The 15,696-nt window shown below is 49.2% G+C and carries 11 protein-coding genes and 1 pseudogene; 2 read left to right on the top strand and 10 right to left on the bottom strand.

What is annotated here, in order from left to right; genetic code table 11:
* Positions 1-22: 22 nt before the first annotated feature.
* The 10 genes from G3T16_RS16885 to G3T16_RS16840 all read right to left on the bottom strand — a co-directional run bounded on the left by G3T16_RS16885 (position 23) and on the right by G3T16_RS16840 (position 11,854).
* Entirely contained in the window at positions 23-778 is a 756-nt protein-coding gene (locus tag G3T16_RS16885; protein ID WP_163496252.1) for an SDR family NAD(P)-dependent oxidoreductase, read from the bottom strand.
* Between the two features lie 72 nt (positions 779-850).
* On the bottom strand, positions 851-1,387 hold the full coding sequence (locus tag G3T16_RS16880; RefSeq protein WP_163496251.1) for a cupin domain-containing protein: 537 nt from the start codon (positions 1,385-1,387) through the stop codon (positions 851-853).
* 223 nt (positions 1,388-1,610) lie between these two features.
* A complete protein-coding gene (locus G3T16_RS16875) occupies positions 1,611-3,470 on the bottom strand; it encodes a flavin-containing monooxygenase (protein ID WP_163496250.1) in 1,860 nt (619 codons plus the stop codon).
* Positions 3,471-3,833: 363 nt separating this feature from the next.
* A complete protein-coding gene (locus G3T16_RS16870) occupies positions 3,834-4,694 on the bottom strand; it encodes an enoyl-CoA hydratase (protein WP_163496249.1) in 861 nt (286 codons plus the stop codon).
* Positions 4,695-4,775: 81 nt separating this feature from the next.
* Complete coding sequence (locus G3T16_RS16865; RefSeq protein WP_163496248.1) at positions 4,776-6,005, bottom strand: acyl-CoA dehydrogenase family protein; 1,230 nt, start codon at positions 6,003-6,005, stop codon at positions 4,776-4,778.
* The gene (locus tag G3T16_RS16860; protein WP_163496247.1) at positions 5,989-7,134 is read right to left on the bottom strand and encodes an acyl-CoA dehydrogenase family protein; all 1,146 of its coding nucleotides are present in this window, start codon (positions 7,132-7,134) and stop codon (positions 5,989-5,991) included. Before G3T16_RS16860 ends, G3T16_RS16865 begins: the two co-directional genes overlap by 17 nt.
* Positions 7,135-7,210: 76 nt before the next feature.
* The gene (locus G3T16_RS16855) at positions 7,211-8,032 is read right to left on the bottom strand and encodes an SDR family oxidoreductase (protein WP_163496246.1); all 822 of its coding nucleotides are present in this window, start codon (positions 8,030-8,032) and stop codon (positions 7,211-7,213) included.
* Between the two features lie 171 nt (positions 8,033-8,203).
* Positions 8,204-9,823, bottom strand: a complete 1,620-nt coding sequence (locus tag G3T16_RS16850) for an AMP-binding protein (RefSeq protein ID WP_163496245.1) — start codon at positions 9,821-9,823, stop codon at positions 8,204-8,206.
* A 59-nt stretch (positions 9,824-9,882) separates the two neighbouring features.
* Positions 9,883-11,352 (bottom strand): AMP-binding protein, encoded by a 1,470-nt coding sequence (locus G3T16_RS16845; RefSeq protein ID WP_163496244.1) that lies wholly within the window; start codon positions 11,350-11,352, stop codon positions 9,883-9,885.
* A gap of 76 nt (positions 11,353-11,428) precedes the next feature.
* Positions 11,429-11,854: a YybH family protein gene (locus G3T16_RS16840; protein WP_163496243.1), complete on the bottom strand. Its 426-nt coding sequence runs from the start codon at positions 11,852-11,854 to the stop codon at positions 11,429-11,431.
* A gap of 1,092 nt (positions 11,855-12,946) precedes the next feature.
* Between G3T16_RS16840 and G3T16_RS16835 the strand changes: the two genes are divergently transcribed.
* Together G3T16_RS16835 and G3T16_RS16830 are read left to right on the top strand one after the other, a co-directional pair.
* Positions 12,947-14,031 (top strand): IS3 family transposase gene (locus tag G3T16_RS16835; protein WP_163494008.1). Its coding sequence is split into 2 segments (ribosomal slippage): positions 12,947-13,208 and positions 13,208-14,031, totalling 1,086 coding nucleotides; the frame shifts between segments, so codons are not numbered across the junction.
* A gap of 133 nt (positions 14,032-14,164) precedes the next feature.
* Positions 14,165-15,563: pseudogene (locus G3T16_RS16830) on the top strand (integrase core domain-containing protein).
* Positions 15,564-15,696: the final 133 nt, after the last annotated feature.

Raw genomic sequence — 15,696 nt, 5'->3', positions numbered from 1 at the left:
ATAACTATTACCTGATGGCCCGCTACAGGGCAGTATAACCGCCGTCGACCGGTAGCGCGATACCTATAACAAATTCCGCGCGGGTGGAACTAAGCCAAAGAACAGCGTCGGCGATGTCCTTCGGATGACCAAGACGACCAATTGGATGTCCTGCCGTCAATGCGGTCCGAGCTTCGTTCGTCGCTAGTAAGGAATCCACCATTCTAGTCTCGATAGCTCCAGGACAGACGGCGTTGATACGAATACCTTGAGCCGCGTAATCAATTCCAGCCGATTTCGTAAGCCCAATGACCGCATGTTTCGAGGCACAGTAGGCGCTACTTAATGGAAATGCAAATAGGCCAGCGCCGGACGAAATATTAACGATCGTCCCCCCAGTGTTTTGAGACTTCATGACACGTATCTCTTCCCGCATACCGTTAAAAGCACCCCAGTAATTGACTTCCATAGTCTTACGTGCAAGTTCTTCCTCTATTTCATCGACCATGATCTGCTGGGGATAAAGGCCGGCGTTATTGACGGCACAATCTAATGACCCAAAATGCTCGACAGTAGCGTTAACTGCCATAGAAACAGCTACAACATCAGTGACATCCGCAGCATAGCTTTCTACTTGCCCACCTATCTCATGGATCAGTTTGACTGTTTCACACAAAGATTCTTTGTCTAAATCGACAGCCATTATGCGCGCTCCCGCCTGCGCAAAAGCCACAGCTGTCGCCTGTCCAATTCCCCGTGAAGCTCCCGTAATGAATGCTGTTTTTCCCGAGAATTCCATAACAATCACCTCTCTAGCTCATCATTTTTTTTCGTATACCAACGACCAGGAGATTTGCCTGCACAAATACGGTCAACTCCTACTTCGGCGTTTGGCTCCCAGTAGTATAAAGGCAGCAACGGCTGGCCTATTACTGCGGTTGTGCCACGCGTGCCAGGTCCCTGTTTGGACAACGCTAGAACCTCTAATAAGGTGAACCACCTCACCACCATCGAGTTCAAGCTCAAGTTCTCCGTCAATCAGAAATCCGATATCGACTGAATCTGTCGCATGCATTCCCGGAAATTCCGGATGAAAATGGGTCAACATGCCTGGGTATAGCAGGTCAACTTCGGCCGCGGCAGCCTCCATATCAATATCTGACGTGTAGACTGAATTAGGAGGAAAAACACACATCCTTGCGATGATCTCGTCCTCCTCTGGAAAGTATCTCGGAGCACCCATTGTACCGGAGGCGTGCTCAACAAAACGGGCCCCTTTTTCAGACCAGAGTTCGTACGACTCAAACCCGGGTACCGTGGGTAGCGTAATCGGCTCCACTTCCTCGTCGTTCCGCACAATCGATTTACCCTCGAGGCTATGACCAGTGACAATGCGACGAAACTTCATTGTTGCCTCCTAGTACTACTGCGGTCAGAGACCAGCGTTATGGCATGATCACCTTATATTTTCACGGATTAACTAGATGATGCTGAATATAAATCTATCAATGACTAGACGTAGAGAAGTGCTAATAAGCCTCTTTAGAGATTGCTGAAGCGCCTCTATCACACTACTTTTTGAGAGAAACGCACTCCATATCCTCGACGAATTCATGACGCTAGTAAGAATATTATTTTTTGAGCATGAAGCCTTTAAGATTTCCCTCCTGACGCCAAGCTTCTAGTACTTTATTGAACTCCCTAACACCAAGAGCGTATGATTCCGAAAGAATTCCGCCGCGCAAATGGCCTTCATTATTATAGAATCCCGGAGTGCAGGATTCCAACACTGGCCTATTCACCATTGAGTTCTCCCGAATTATAGAAACCCATTCATCCTCCGCTTCAAGTGTTACCTCGGCAACTTTGGCACCGCGCTTTATCGCCTCATCGATAATGTACGTAACGTGTTTCACTTGCTCCTGCAGCATATATCCCTGGTTAAGACCAAATCCGTTTTGAGAAAAACCGATGTAAAACCAATTCGGAAACCCTACCGTAGAGTGACCATGCAAAGATCGAATTCCGTTCGCCCAGTGGTCGAATATTGATACGCCATTACGCCCAACCACATCAAAACCTATGCCGGTCTTGAAATCAGTAATCGCAATTTCAAATCCGGTGGCAAAAATTATGCAATCGACCTTGTATTCCTTACCGTTTGCAACTACACCATCCTTGGTGATTTTTTCCACACCTTTACTTTCGCTAACATCAACAAGCGCCACGTTGGAACGGTTGAAAGCCGGAATGTATTCATCGTTATACCCCGGCCGCTTGCAGCTAAGCCGATACCAAGGCTTTAACGCTTCGGCGACCTCTTGATTATCAATGAGCTGCTCAATCTCCTTTTGAACCCTATTAACGACTTTGTATTCGGAAACCTCAGCCTCAAACATTAGTTGTTCCGGAGTCATCTCACCAGCCCTTTTCATGAAGGCCTTTGCTTCTGTGAACAAATGTGTCCAACAATCGTCCACGAGATCCTCTTGCGCTTTACCGATTACTACATCTTCGAAATTCTCCTGACGCTTTTTTTGCCAACCGGATTCCAGATTTTCCGCCCATTCAGGATCAGTTTCAGGATTTCCGCCGCGCAAAGAGACAGTATTGGGAGTGCGCTGAAAAACATACACTTGCTTTGCATCACGAGCGAGATAGGGTATACATTGAATCCCAGTTGCTCCCGTACCAATTACCGCAACTACTTTATCTCCGAGCTTATCTAACTTTCCGGTACCACCTTCGCCATCATCCTTGGCATCCCATCGAGCGCAGCCTGGGTCCCCACCGGTAAACTCAAAATCCCAGTGACTCGTATGAAAATTAGGACCCTCAAAATCGCGTATTCCCTGAATGCCGGGCAGCTTGGGCTTACTTCCAACTCCAACCGCTACCATGACAAAACGAGCCTTCATGGCATCATTGCGATTGGTCCTGATAATCCATCTACTGGATTCATCATCCCACTCGATACCCGCTACCTTCGTTTGAAAACACGTATTTCGGTAAAGATCATAGCGGTGACCCACCCGCTGACAATGCTCAAAAATTTCGGCAGCAAAAGAATACTTTTCCTTTGGCATGTAATCGGTTTCTTCGAGAAGCGGCAAATACACGTACGATTCAATATCACATTGCGCGCCCGGGTATCGATTCCAATACCAGCAGCCCCCGAAATCGCCGGCCGCTTCGATAATTCGAAAACTACTGATTCCCCGGCTCCTCAACTGAGCACCTGCCATCAAACCACTGAATCCACCGCCAATAACGACCACTTCTATTTCGTCAGTGAGTGGCTCCCTGATTATTTCTTTGTCAATAAATGGATCGCTATCCGCGTACTCCGAAAAATCCCCTAGTGCATGTATATATTGAGACTCCCCGTCTTCGCGCAGCCGCTTATCGCGCTCCTGACGACATTTCTCTCGCCAGGCTTCTACATCAATTTCGGCCGTTGCGTTTTTCTCTACTGTATTATGGTTTTGCACTTTTCTCACCTTTAGTAATTAAGTTGAAGACAAAATGTGGGAGCAATAAAATGGATTGCCTAGATAGTTCATATACAGAATGGAGATTTCATTAATAGCTTCGCTCAGCTAAACTTACCGGCTCGAGCCACGAGGACAGAGGGCCTCACCTTCTGGGTTACGATGTCCATAATAATAATTAATAGATTGTCCGTTCGGATAATAAATGTCAAGGGTCATAATCAACTTGTCCTTCTAGTAATCTCCATGAGGCGACGCGCCAAGCTTCCACAAATGGCATCGCCTAATCACCAAAAGCTATCCTGTCAGGCATACGCTGGCCCTCTCATGCTCTTCTGTAATGAAGTATTTTTAATGCTCTCACTATTCTCTATCCACAATGGATCCCGTGGATTGTTTTGATTCACGCTTGATTATTTCAATTCCCGCAGGGTCTATGACCTGCCCAAATTGTACGCGAGCATGGGCATGTCCGACGTGATGCATTGCTAATGTACCGGTCAAGGCTTGTTGCTGACCCTGTAAATCCATGCTGAAGTTAACAGCTTGTTTTGCGAGCTTTAAACCAATTGCTGGCCGTAACGCGATTTTATGCGCGAGCTGTAAGGTAACCGCCTCCAGTGCATCACGTGGCACCACATGGTTGACCATGCCAAGATCTTTACATTCCTGAGCCTCAAGTATCGCTCCAGTGAAGAGCATCTCTTTCGCTTTACGCGGCCCCAATTCCCAAGCATGTAGAAAATATTCGTGGCCATTGACACCAAAAGCTACAACCGGATCCGAAAATTGTGCGTCTTCTGATGCGATGATGATATCCATTGGCATAGCGATCATCATACCCCCGGCAATCGCTTTCCCTTGTACTTGCGCAATCGTTGGCTTAGCAATATTTCGCCATTTCCAATGAAGACCTATGTAGTGTTCTTCTTCAGCAGCATACATGCCGCCTACGCCGGGTTCATGATGTCCTGCTGCCTGGACGACAGGCTCGTGCGCGAGCGTATCCCATTCGTCTTTTAAGTCATGACCAGACGAGAAATGCGGACCATCGCCAGCGAGAATAATTACTTTTACTTCTGGATCCCTTGCAGCCGCGTCAAAAGCGTTATTGATTTCATAGAGCATTTTTAAGCTCTGGGCGTTTCGCGTATCAGGGCGCGCCATAACAATACGTGCAATTTTTGGATCAGGAAGCTCATACCGAATTTCCGTGTATTCCATCGCTTTTGACTCCATAGTCATATTAAACGTCAATTTTTTACCGCTTGATCGATAAACGATGTATACCACCTTGTATACATCCTAGATGCCTTTCGGCAGATCTTTAAATGCCACTTCAGCGTCTAGGCGATGTTCTCGAGGTAGACCCAATACGCGTTCGGCTATAATATTGCGCAAAATTTCGTCGGTTCCACCTGCGATTCTCATCGCAGCCCCCCAATAGAAGTTGCGCTGGAAAGCGCCCACGTCAGATAGAAAATCTTCGTCTGCTAGGATGCCATACTGATCGAGGCGTTCTAGGGCTTCATTGGCCACACGTTGCATTTGAGTTGCAGAAATCAGCTTCCCGACCGAGTTCTCAGGACCCGGTGTTTGTCCACGACTCAATGTGGTTAATGATCGCAAGCGTGTATATTTCAACCCCTCGGAGAGGACGTAAAAATCAGCGAGTTTGTCACGAAAACCACCTTCCTTTAATACAGATCCCCCGCCCATTCCGCTAGGCAATGTTGCGGCAAGTGACATTAGTTCTTCCCAGTCCGGGCCCTCAGCACCACCAAAGGAAAGTCGCTCGTTATCTAAGGTGAGTAAGGCCGTTTTCCATCCTTGATTGACTTCTCCAAGACGCTGACTATCTTTTACACGTACGTCTGTAAAGAATACTTCGTTGAAATCACTTTCGCCAGAAGCCATATGAATCGGGCGCACCTCAATACCAGGTGATTTCATGTCGAGCCAAAACATAGTTAATCCTTTGTGCTTGGGCACATCAGGATTGGTGCGCGCTAAGACAATTCCGTAATCAGATTGGTGAGCATACGACGTCCAGACTTTCTGTCCGCTCAACAACCAGCTTCCATCTTCGGTCTCTATAGCACGGGTTCGAATGCCTGCCACATCGGAGCCCGCCGCCGGCTCTGAGAAGAGTTGGCACCAGATGGTGTCACCTCGCACTGCCGGCGGCACCAACCTCGACTTCGTTTCTTTGTCTGAAAATGCTATTACAGTAGGCAAACACATTCCCAAGCCAATGGAGAAATATTGAAACCGGACGCCCAGCTTTTCTTCCTCTTCGGAGAATATGGTTTGCTCCATGGCAGTACCACCGCGTCCGCCCCACTCTACCGGCCATGCTATACAGGCATAACCCGCTTCAGCCTTAGCTGCCTGCCACCGCTTGGCTATTTCCAACTCCTTTTCTCTATCGTATTTTGCCAGCTTAAGCTCGGTAAAGATCGATCCGTGGACGGCGAGCCAGTCCCGAGTATTTTTACGAAATTCAGCTTCTTGTGCATTATCGCGAAAGTCCATTATTCTCTCCTTTCTGGACGACACCACGCTCCTCGAGAGCGCGTACCAAGCGTTCGCGCCAAATCGGCAATCCCCCCAAAACCAAACCTAACTGGCGAGCCCGACGTAAATGTAAATGGCAATCTGTCTCCCAAGTGAAGCCCATGCCTCCGTGAATCTGAAGATTCTCCTGCGCAGAAAATTCGTAAGAAAGACACCCTGCAATCCGCGCGGACGCTGCAGCCTCAGGCAATACGTCCGCGTTCGTAGAAAGCGCCCACGCCCCGTAGTAAGCGTTTGAACGCGCAATTTCCTTCTTTACATACATATCCGCGAACTTGTGCTTTATCGCCTGATACTTTGAAACTATCTGCCCGAATGCGTATCGGTTCATCGCATAATCTTTGGCGATATCAAGACAGCGCTCCGAGCCCCCGATTTGTTCAAACGAGAATAGGACTGCAGCGCGATTCTGTACACCTGCCAGTAACTCTTCTCCTTTACCCTCCTCTCCCAGCGCCTCACCAGGCACCCTATTAAAGATTACCTTTGCAAGGTTACGAGTCGGATCTATGGAGTCAAGTTCCTCTCTTTTTACGCCGTCGGCAGAAAGATCTACCAGGTAGAGACTAGGCCCCTTTTCACTTCGCACTGAGACGATTGCGTGGGTAGCTATGCCACCGTCTACAACTGGAATTTTTTCACCGGTAACAAACCCGCCCTCCGCCCTAACGGATAGGGAATTGATCGAGGTATACCCTCGCCCCTCCGAAGTTGCTAGACAACCGACAATCTCTCCAGATACCAGGCGGGGAAGAATACGCCGCTTTTGATCTTCTGTGCCCGTCAGCATAAGTGCTTCAGCTAGAATATAGACCGTAGAGGAAAAAGGTATCGGTGCAATGACCCGGCCCAATTCCTCCGCGATTGCACATAAGTAAACATGATCAAGGCCAAGCCCACCGTAGCTTTCAGGAACGGCTACTCCCATCCAGCCCATTTCACTAACTGACCGCCAGAGAGCTTCGTCATAAGGAGTATGCTTATCCTCCAAAACCGACCTTGTAACCGATGACGTACATTCAGTTTCCAAAAACGTGCGTACTTGATCTTTCAAGAAGATCTGCTCTTCTGAATAGTCGAAATTCATTTGTGCACTCTATTCGTTTGATATTTTCTTCCGACACCGAGGCCGGTAGGATTCACCGCCGCTCATGACAGGGACGCTAATCGGGCATTGAATCCATAATCGCTTTATGACGTGCCGTGACCAGGCCTTTGATGGTCGAATCGGTGTGCAGATATAAGCAGTTTTCACTAACAGCTTTGAGCAACATTGCTCCTACTTCCCCAGGAGATTTCCCCTGCTTTAGAAATTCACTCATGTTATTGAACCGTTTAGATACCCTTTCCAACTGCTCTGAGCTAAATTCGCCGTTAATTTTAGGCCGAAACTCCTTAGAACGATCCATTATCCCGGTCGTGACTGGACCAGGACATAGCACCGTTACACCAATGTCATACCGCTTCAATTCGATTTGCATGGCCTCACTCATACCCACTATGCCAAACTTTGTGGCGTGATAAAGAACTCCGACATTGCTCGCCACCAAACCCGCGCCTGATGCAGTGTTAATGACATGCCCACCATCACCCCGCGCAATCATGCCTGGCACGAAGGTGTGAATGCCGTTGTATACGCCATTGAAGTTGATACCGACCCCCCAATCCCAGATATCGAAATTCAAGTTTTCAAGGGGTATATCGCAGCCGACGCCCGCATTGTTTACGAGTATCGACACATCTCCCAATGATTCTTTCAGGTCCTTAGCAACGTTTCCGTATGCCTCTCGGTCTCGAACATCTAACGTGGCAACATAAACGTCAGTAATCTCGGCGAGCTCGTCTTTAGCAGTACTCAATGCGTCTTCGTCAATATCAACTAGAGCAAGCTTTGCACCGGCGCCGGCAAACGCTCGTGCGATCCCCAACCCAATACCGTTTGCTCCACCCGTAATGAACGCCGTTCGGCCTGCCACATTTGTCATTACATCTCCCTTATTTCTCTCGACTTCTCGGTACTTCACTTACCCGTCAATGTTTTGTAACCTTGGCTTTGTTGAGCTCAAATGTTAGCCACAGTCAATTTCACCTAATTCACTATCCTAACCAAGAAAAGGGCCTCTCCATCGTACTATTCGGCGAAATTTGGGGTTTAATTAACGCTGCTTTAGCAGGAACCGTTGAACTTTTCCACTCGGGGTTTTCGGTAGATCATCAACAAAATCGATTTCTCTTGGGTATGAATGAGCACCCAAGCGTTGTTTAACCCAAGCTTGTAGTTCTTCTACTAACGAATCGGTTGTACCGACATTATTTTCCAGAACAACGAAAGCCTTTATTATCTCGGTTCGTATGGTATCCGGCTTTCCAATCACAGCTGCTTCTACAACTGCCTCATGTTCGATCAATACGCTTTCGATATCGAAAGGACCAATTCGATATCCTGATGAGGTAATGACATCGTCAGCCCTTCCAACAAGCTTAATACTTTCATTGCGGTTCAATATCGCAATATCACCTGTTAAATAGAATTGCTCGTCCACTAAATTTGTTGAAATACCTTCATAACCCGTGAACCAAAATAACGGAGATCCCGAGAGCTCGACGGCCAGAATCCCCGCTTCTCCAGCTGCCAATTCAGCCCCCTCATCGCTGACAACTGCCAAACGAAACCCAGGCATCGCGTAGCCAGCGGTACCCGGTGTGACTTCATGCTGAAGACCATGGTAATTGCAAAGGAGCATGCCTAGTTCAGTTTGACCATAATGATCGTGGATCACGGTATCCAGGTTTTCAGAAAACCAAGAAATTACATCCGGACTCAGAGGTTCGCCTGCACTACTGACTGCTCTTAATTGCCCTTTGATTTCATGGACGGCTTTACTTTTAGCCCCCATCATCAGCCGGTAAGCTGTTGGCGCTCCAGCGAGATTATTCACGTGATTATCTTTAATGACATTAATAGCGCTATCCACGCTAAAGGGTCCGTCGTACAAGAGCGTTGCGCATCCGAGAAGCAGTGGACCCGTAACGGCATAGTAAAGCCCATAGGCCCAACCCGGATCAGCAAGGTTCCAAAAACGATCGTCGTCCCTGAGGCCTATTGCATCACGCATATAGTTGGCGAAAGGCACAAGCGCTTTAACTGAGACATACAACGGCTTGGGGAGGCCAGTCGTACCGGATGTGAACATCATCAAAAACGCGTCATCCAAATTGCGGCCAACTGGTTTCGTATTTGAACTAGAAAGATCCACTTTTTGATTGAATGCTACATCTCCGGCAGGAAGGGTTTCACCCTCTCTAATGGCCGTAACTATCGTTGCGGACAGACCCGCGCTCTCCAGCTTTGGGCGGTTTACGAGATCAGTCACTATGACTTTTGCACTGGATGTAGTCACGCGATGTTCAATTGCCTTGGGACCGAAAGCCGTAAACAGGGGCTGATAAACTGCTCCAATTCGCCAGACCGCAATAATCGTAATGACTAGTTCAGGAATGCGCGGCAGCAATCCTGCAACCCTGTCTCCGGAACCAACCCCCTGTTTGCGCAGGACATCTGAAAATTGTTCAGAGCGTACCTTAAGTTCCTCAAAGGTATAGTCCCGGGATACACCTTCCTCGTTTCGCCAGTGCAGTGCTATCTTGTTTTCACCGCAATGCCTGTCGCAACAAAGCACCGCTACATTTAGCTGCGAGGTATCTTTACCAAGAATCGCGGTTGTATTCTCTTTTAGATTAAATTGGCGACGCCTCTGTCTATAGTCGACAGCCATATTATCGCTCCTGTAACAATATGCTGGTGTTTTTTCTCATCTGACATTTGCAAGAATGATTAAAAAGTTCCCAGAGTTGATATACGCGCATCACGGAGTGCTGAACGGCGCGTTTTGCCCGCATCATCCCTCAAAGGCTCGCTCACGAATTCGTAGCTCTGTGGTAATTTATATTTGGCAAGTCTAGCTGCGAGATATACTGCTAGCTCCGCCTCCGTTACTCCATCCCCAGCCTGAATTATTGCGTGTACTCGTTGACCAAGGTCTTCGTCCGGCAGACCTACAACTGCGCAGGATCTAACCGACGGGTGCTCCTCAATGGCGGCTTCGACTTCTGCGGGATAGATATTAGCCCCGCCGCGCACAATCATATCCGTCCGCCTATCTGCTAGATAAAGGTAACCATCCTTGTCAAACCACCCAATGTCGCCAATAGTGTCCCAACCATCTACGTTTTTCGCTTCCGCACCGACGTAGAAATAGGTTGGAGGCAAGTCCGCGCCAGGTCGCATATAGATATCCCCCACTTCGCCAGGTGGCAGCTCTTCGCCAGTTTCCCCGACGATTTTCATTTCTCCCATCAGACAACGGCCCACCGAACCACGGTGATCTAGCCACTCACAGCCAGAAATGACCGTCACCGCCTGCATCTCCGTTCCACCATATAATTCGTAGACGCGCTCCGGCCCAAGCCATTCAATCCACGCTTCCTTGAGCCAAGATGGGCAATGTGATCCCATGTGATAGACTAATTTCAAACTTGAAATATTAACTCCTTCTCTCTTCTCCCTTGGCAGCTTCCAGATTCGCGATAGCATGGTGGGAACCATCAACACCATCTGAACTTCGTAACGCTCTATCAAGTCCAGTGTACGAAGGGCATCAAATCGGTTTTCTATCACGACATGATTTCCTTGGAATAAACCGTGCATTACCAACGTGAACGGCGCATTGTGGTAAAGGGGCCCAGGCACGAGGATTACACCCGCTTTGGGCAACATCATGGGCAGGGAAAACGGCACAAATTCATTATCTACTTGCGCGGCCACGTTAGACACGATGAGTTTCGGTCGACCAGTACTCCCTCCGGATGTTGGTGCCTTCCAATAGCGCGAAACACGTTCGGGCAAGGGCTCTTCCGATATGTCTCTAGGTACTGAAAAATTGGCCTCGAGAACCTGGCTTCCCGGATAGTCGCTTGCGACGACACCAACGATTAACGCAGGCTTAGCCAACTCGATGATTGCATCTAGTTCGCGTTTAGGCAGCCGTGACGAGACGGGCTGCGGCGTCGCACCCAATTTAAGCACCGCTATTGTAGTTTCAATAAAGGCTGCGCAATTAGGCAGAACTATAGTAACGAAGCTTCCTTCTTTGACCCCATGTTTCCCCAGAATACGCGCCACCTTATTGGTACGCTTCTCTAACTCTCCCCGACTCAGTGTTCGCTCGTCATCAGTCAATGCGGGACGGTTAGGGTCCTGTTCAACCCAGTGTCGCAGTGCGGCTATAGAAGATATAAGAGTCATAATCAATTCAAACTCATATGGGGTGGGTTTTATTATCTCTCAGGAAGAGGGTGTAGCGTCGCCTAAATTCCGATCATTACCATACGGATTTTAAATCAGGCACGCCGGTTTGGAGATCAATAGGGACTGATGCATGTTGCGCCACTTGGTACCATTTTCCATCGGATTTCCGGTAACAGATTGTTACTCTCATGTTACTTTCGTACATGATGCTGTCGTCGTCGTTGTACAACGTAACATGCAGGATATAATTGGCAAAACCATGGTCGTCACCGGCGCTGATTTCCATCCTGAGAAATTCACAATCTAACTTTGGAATGTTAGAGCGCATGCTTTCAAGATGTTTTCTGTGAGCTTCCTTGCCTACGATATTGTATAAAAAGTCAAATGAGACGAAATCCTTGGGATCGCAATAATCGAGGCATTCCCCAATGTCGAAGTCGGGCCGATTAAACAATTTCTCAATACGTAGAATTTCCGCTTCCGATTCTGGATTCCGCATTCCTTTCTCCGATATTTATGTTGCCATAATTATAACTATGGCCGCTTGTCTCAGACCAAAGACCCAATATCAATAGCCAAATTTCTATCATGCTACGATACAAAGCTTCTGTAGAAATATGCCCAGATCGAGTCGCCAGCTTATTGAAGGTCACACGAAGCGGATCGAAGCGAACCAACTCCCCAAAAACTTACTTGGTTAAAGAGGTGCACCCCTCCGGGAAATTCTTACAAACCCTCAAGTACCAGATACCGAATGACCGGCCAATAAAGTAGCGGAATTCCCAAGCACTCAAAAACCGGCATATCGTCGCAATATATGTAATGGAGGCCAGATTCAGACTTACCGTAAAACCGTTCTCTCACCAAGCAAAAACCTCCATATTGCCACTCCATTATTAACAGAATGACCGGTCGGCCTTATATTGTCAAGAGGCTTCGCAGTGACAGAGGCTTTCCATTCACTCTCTTATCAGCAATTTCTCGTTGCACTGGCGGTGCATCACACCAATGCCTCGGAATAAATCTAATATTTTCATTTGGTTACGGGATACGTTTCGAATGAACAGGATAGTTGCGTTGCGAATAATACCCTCCGCTGCAATTGTCGGATCGCCAATAATGTCCTGCGCGGGCGATCCTCCGGTTCGAAGTAGACATTACGGAATTCCCTCTTCGACTTCGCCCGCGTGCCGAAGGAAACAGGCGTGATGACATATTCAATGTTTTATGCCCCAATAGCGCTATGTTAGCGGCCAGACAGCATTGAGGAAGTAATTACTTCCATCCTCGATACGCATACAGATGGGCTATCTCACCGACAGTACACCCAGAAAAATAAATAACTGTACGGACGTTCTTTTATATTATTTGAAGACTCAGTAGTTGAGTGTTCATGCCCTTTGCAGCTATCCCAGATAGTCATGTAACAGCGTTTAGTGTTGTCTAAGTCTGTATTCCGATAACGTTTCATTATCTGACCTCGAGCCAAGTTATCCAAGTTATCGATAATCTTCCATACCTTTGTAATCCCCCAGAAAATAATCGAGATTTTGAGTAGAGGCTTTTATAATGATCGCAGAAGGAGCGATGCATGAAGAAGTCTCGATTTTCCGACAGCCAGATACTGGCGGTTTTGAAGCAGCACGAAGCGGGCGTTCCGGTCGCGGATCTGGCCCGCGAGCACAACGTCAGCACGGCACTGATCTATCAGTGGCGCGCAAAGTTTGGTGGGATGGACGCGCCGCTCATGAAGCGGTTGAAGGAGCTGGAAGCCGAGAATGCTCGCCTGAAGAAGATGTATGCCGAAGAGCGGATCAAGGCCGAATTGCGCCAGGAAGCCCTCGAGGGAAAGTTGTAAGGCCATCTCAACGCCGGGAGATGGCCAGGAAAGGCGTGGCCAAACATGGCATCAGTGTCCGGCTGGCGTGTGTGGTGTACGGCATTAGCGAGACCTGTTATCGCTATCAGGCAAAGCTGGATGGCGAGAATGCCCTGATTGCCGAATGGCTGCTAAAGCTGACGCAAACCCACAAGCGCTGGGGCTTCGGGCTGTGCTTCCTGTATCTGCGCAACGTGAAGGGCTACCCGTGGAATCACAAGCGGGTCTACCGCCTCTACCGACAGCTCGAGCTAAACCTGCGCATCAAGCCCAAGCGGCGGATCAAGCGGGATTATCCAGGCGAACTGGATGTTCCGACTGCGCCGAACCAGGTCTGGTCCATGGACTTCATGAGTGATCAGCTCGTCAGCGGCAAGAGCTTTCGCACGTTCAACGTGATTGACGATTACAACCGTGAAGGTCTGGGGATTGAAGTAGACTTGTCGTTACCTGCCTCACGCGTGATTCGCGCACTGGAACAGATCATTGAATGGCGTGGAAAGCCAGCGGCACTTCGCTGTGACAATGGGCCGGAATATATCTCGCAGTCGCTGGTAGCGTGGGCGAACAAGAACCGGATAACGCTGATCTATATCCAGCCGGGCAAGCCAACTCAGAATGCTTATGTGGAGCGTTTCAACCGGACCGCGCGACATGAATGGCTGGATCTGCATGAGTTCAGCAGCGTTGCCCATGCCCAGCTATTAGCGACACAGTGGCTATGGGAATACAATAACGAGCGACCCAATACAGCTATAGGAGGGATACCTCCGGCCCGGCTGCTACAGGCAGCATAACCCTCTACTCAAATGGGTGGTTAGAAATGGGGGGATTACACCTTCATTTAGAGCATGCCCACTCTGTCAGCCTGGTTGTACAGTTGGCGATTTTGCCTGAATTCACTCCAGAGTGGGCGGTATGAGAGCTTTCATGCCTCGGTATTCCGAAGAACGTAAGGCCGCAGTGCTGAAGAAGCTGTTACCCCCGTTGAACCGCACCGTGGTGTCGGTGTCAGCGGAGGAAGGCATTTCCGATGTGACTCTGTATAGTTGGTTGAAACAGTGTCGACAAAAGGGAATACCTGTACCGGGTAACCGTAATATCGGAGAGCATTGGTCTTCGGAAGCCAAGCTGGCTGTTGTGATTGAAACCGCCGCCATGTCTGAAGCCGAACTCGGGGCTTACTACCCCGAGAAAGGCCTGTATCCAGAGCAGGTGCAGCGCTGGAAGGAAGCCTGCCTTCAGGGCGCTGTCATGCAGGAAGGCCAGGAGAAAGCCGCCCAGAAGCAGCAGCGGGAATCCCGGAAAACCATCAAGAAACTGAAGGCGGAAGTTCGTCGTAAGGACCGCGCCTTGGGGGAGACTACCTCCCTGCTGGTGCTGTCAAAAAAGCTGGAGGCCTTGTACGGCGAAGATCCGGACAACGAGGACAACTGACCTCGTTGACCGCGCGTATTAGGCTCTTGCAGTACTTTGATGAGGCCATAGCCGGCGGTGCGACGCGCTACAAGGCGGCGGAACTGATGGATCTGAGTCAGCGCACCTTGAAGCGCTGGCGCGAAACTGATGGTTCGGTCTCTCAGGATCAACGCGCTGAAGCGAATCGAGTCGAGCAACCCCATCAATTAACCACAGAAAAGGAAGCCGCGATCGTTAGCACCTACAACTTGCCGAAACACCAGAGCCTGCCGCCGTCGCAGATCGTGCCGCTGCTGGCTGATCAGGGTGTTTATCTGGCGTCGGAGTCCTCGTTCTACCGGGTCCTAAAGAAACACCGGCAGTTGAACCACCGTGGGCGCATGCAACCGACCAGAAGAGTGCCGGAGCCTACCAGCTTTACCGCCACCGGGCCGAACCAGGTCTGGAGTTGGGATATCAGTTGCTATCCTTCTGTGGTCCGCGGCCAGCACTGGTATCTGTACCTGATCCTGGACATCTACAGTCGCAAGATCGTCTGTCCTACAGCCGTCCCCGGGTGAGCAATGACAACCCGTATTAGGAGTCCTTGTTCAAGACGGTAAAGTACTGTCCCAGATAGCCAGTCAAGGGCTTTGATTCGCTGCGGGCGGTTCGTGAATGGATGCTGGCGTTCGAGCATGCCTATAACGAGCAGCACTTGCTCAGTGGCATCAACTTCGTCACGCCGGGCAGTCGGCACCGTGGCGAATATCTTGAGAAACTGACGCATCGAAAAGCGGTTTATGAAAGAGCAAAGCGCCTATATCCTAGACGCTGGCCTGGTCAAATCCGAAACTGGGATGCAACCGGACCGGTATCGCTCAACCCTGGAAAGTTACAGGAAATTGAGCGGAATAAATGCGCTGCTTAAGCACAGATTCTTGGACAACTGGACTGAAAATCACCGGCAGCTAGCTAGCGCGAAGTATTACGCTATGAGGCTGTACGACTGTGTGTGTAAGTACGAACTTGAGTTGCAGAAATCCTGCATGTCCTCACCACGT

It is taken from the genome of Kineobactrum salinum (assembly GCF_010669285.1).
Lineage (GTDB): Bacteria > Pseudomonadota > Gammaproteobacteria > Pseudomonadales > Halieaceae > Kineobactrum > Kineobactrum salinum.
The sequence above is the reverse complement of the archived record's forward strand: the minus strand, read 5'-3'. Positions and strand labels throughout refer to the sequence as shown.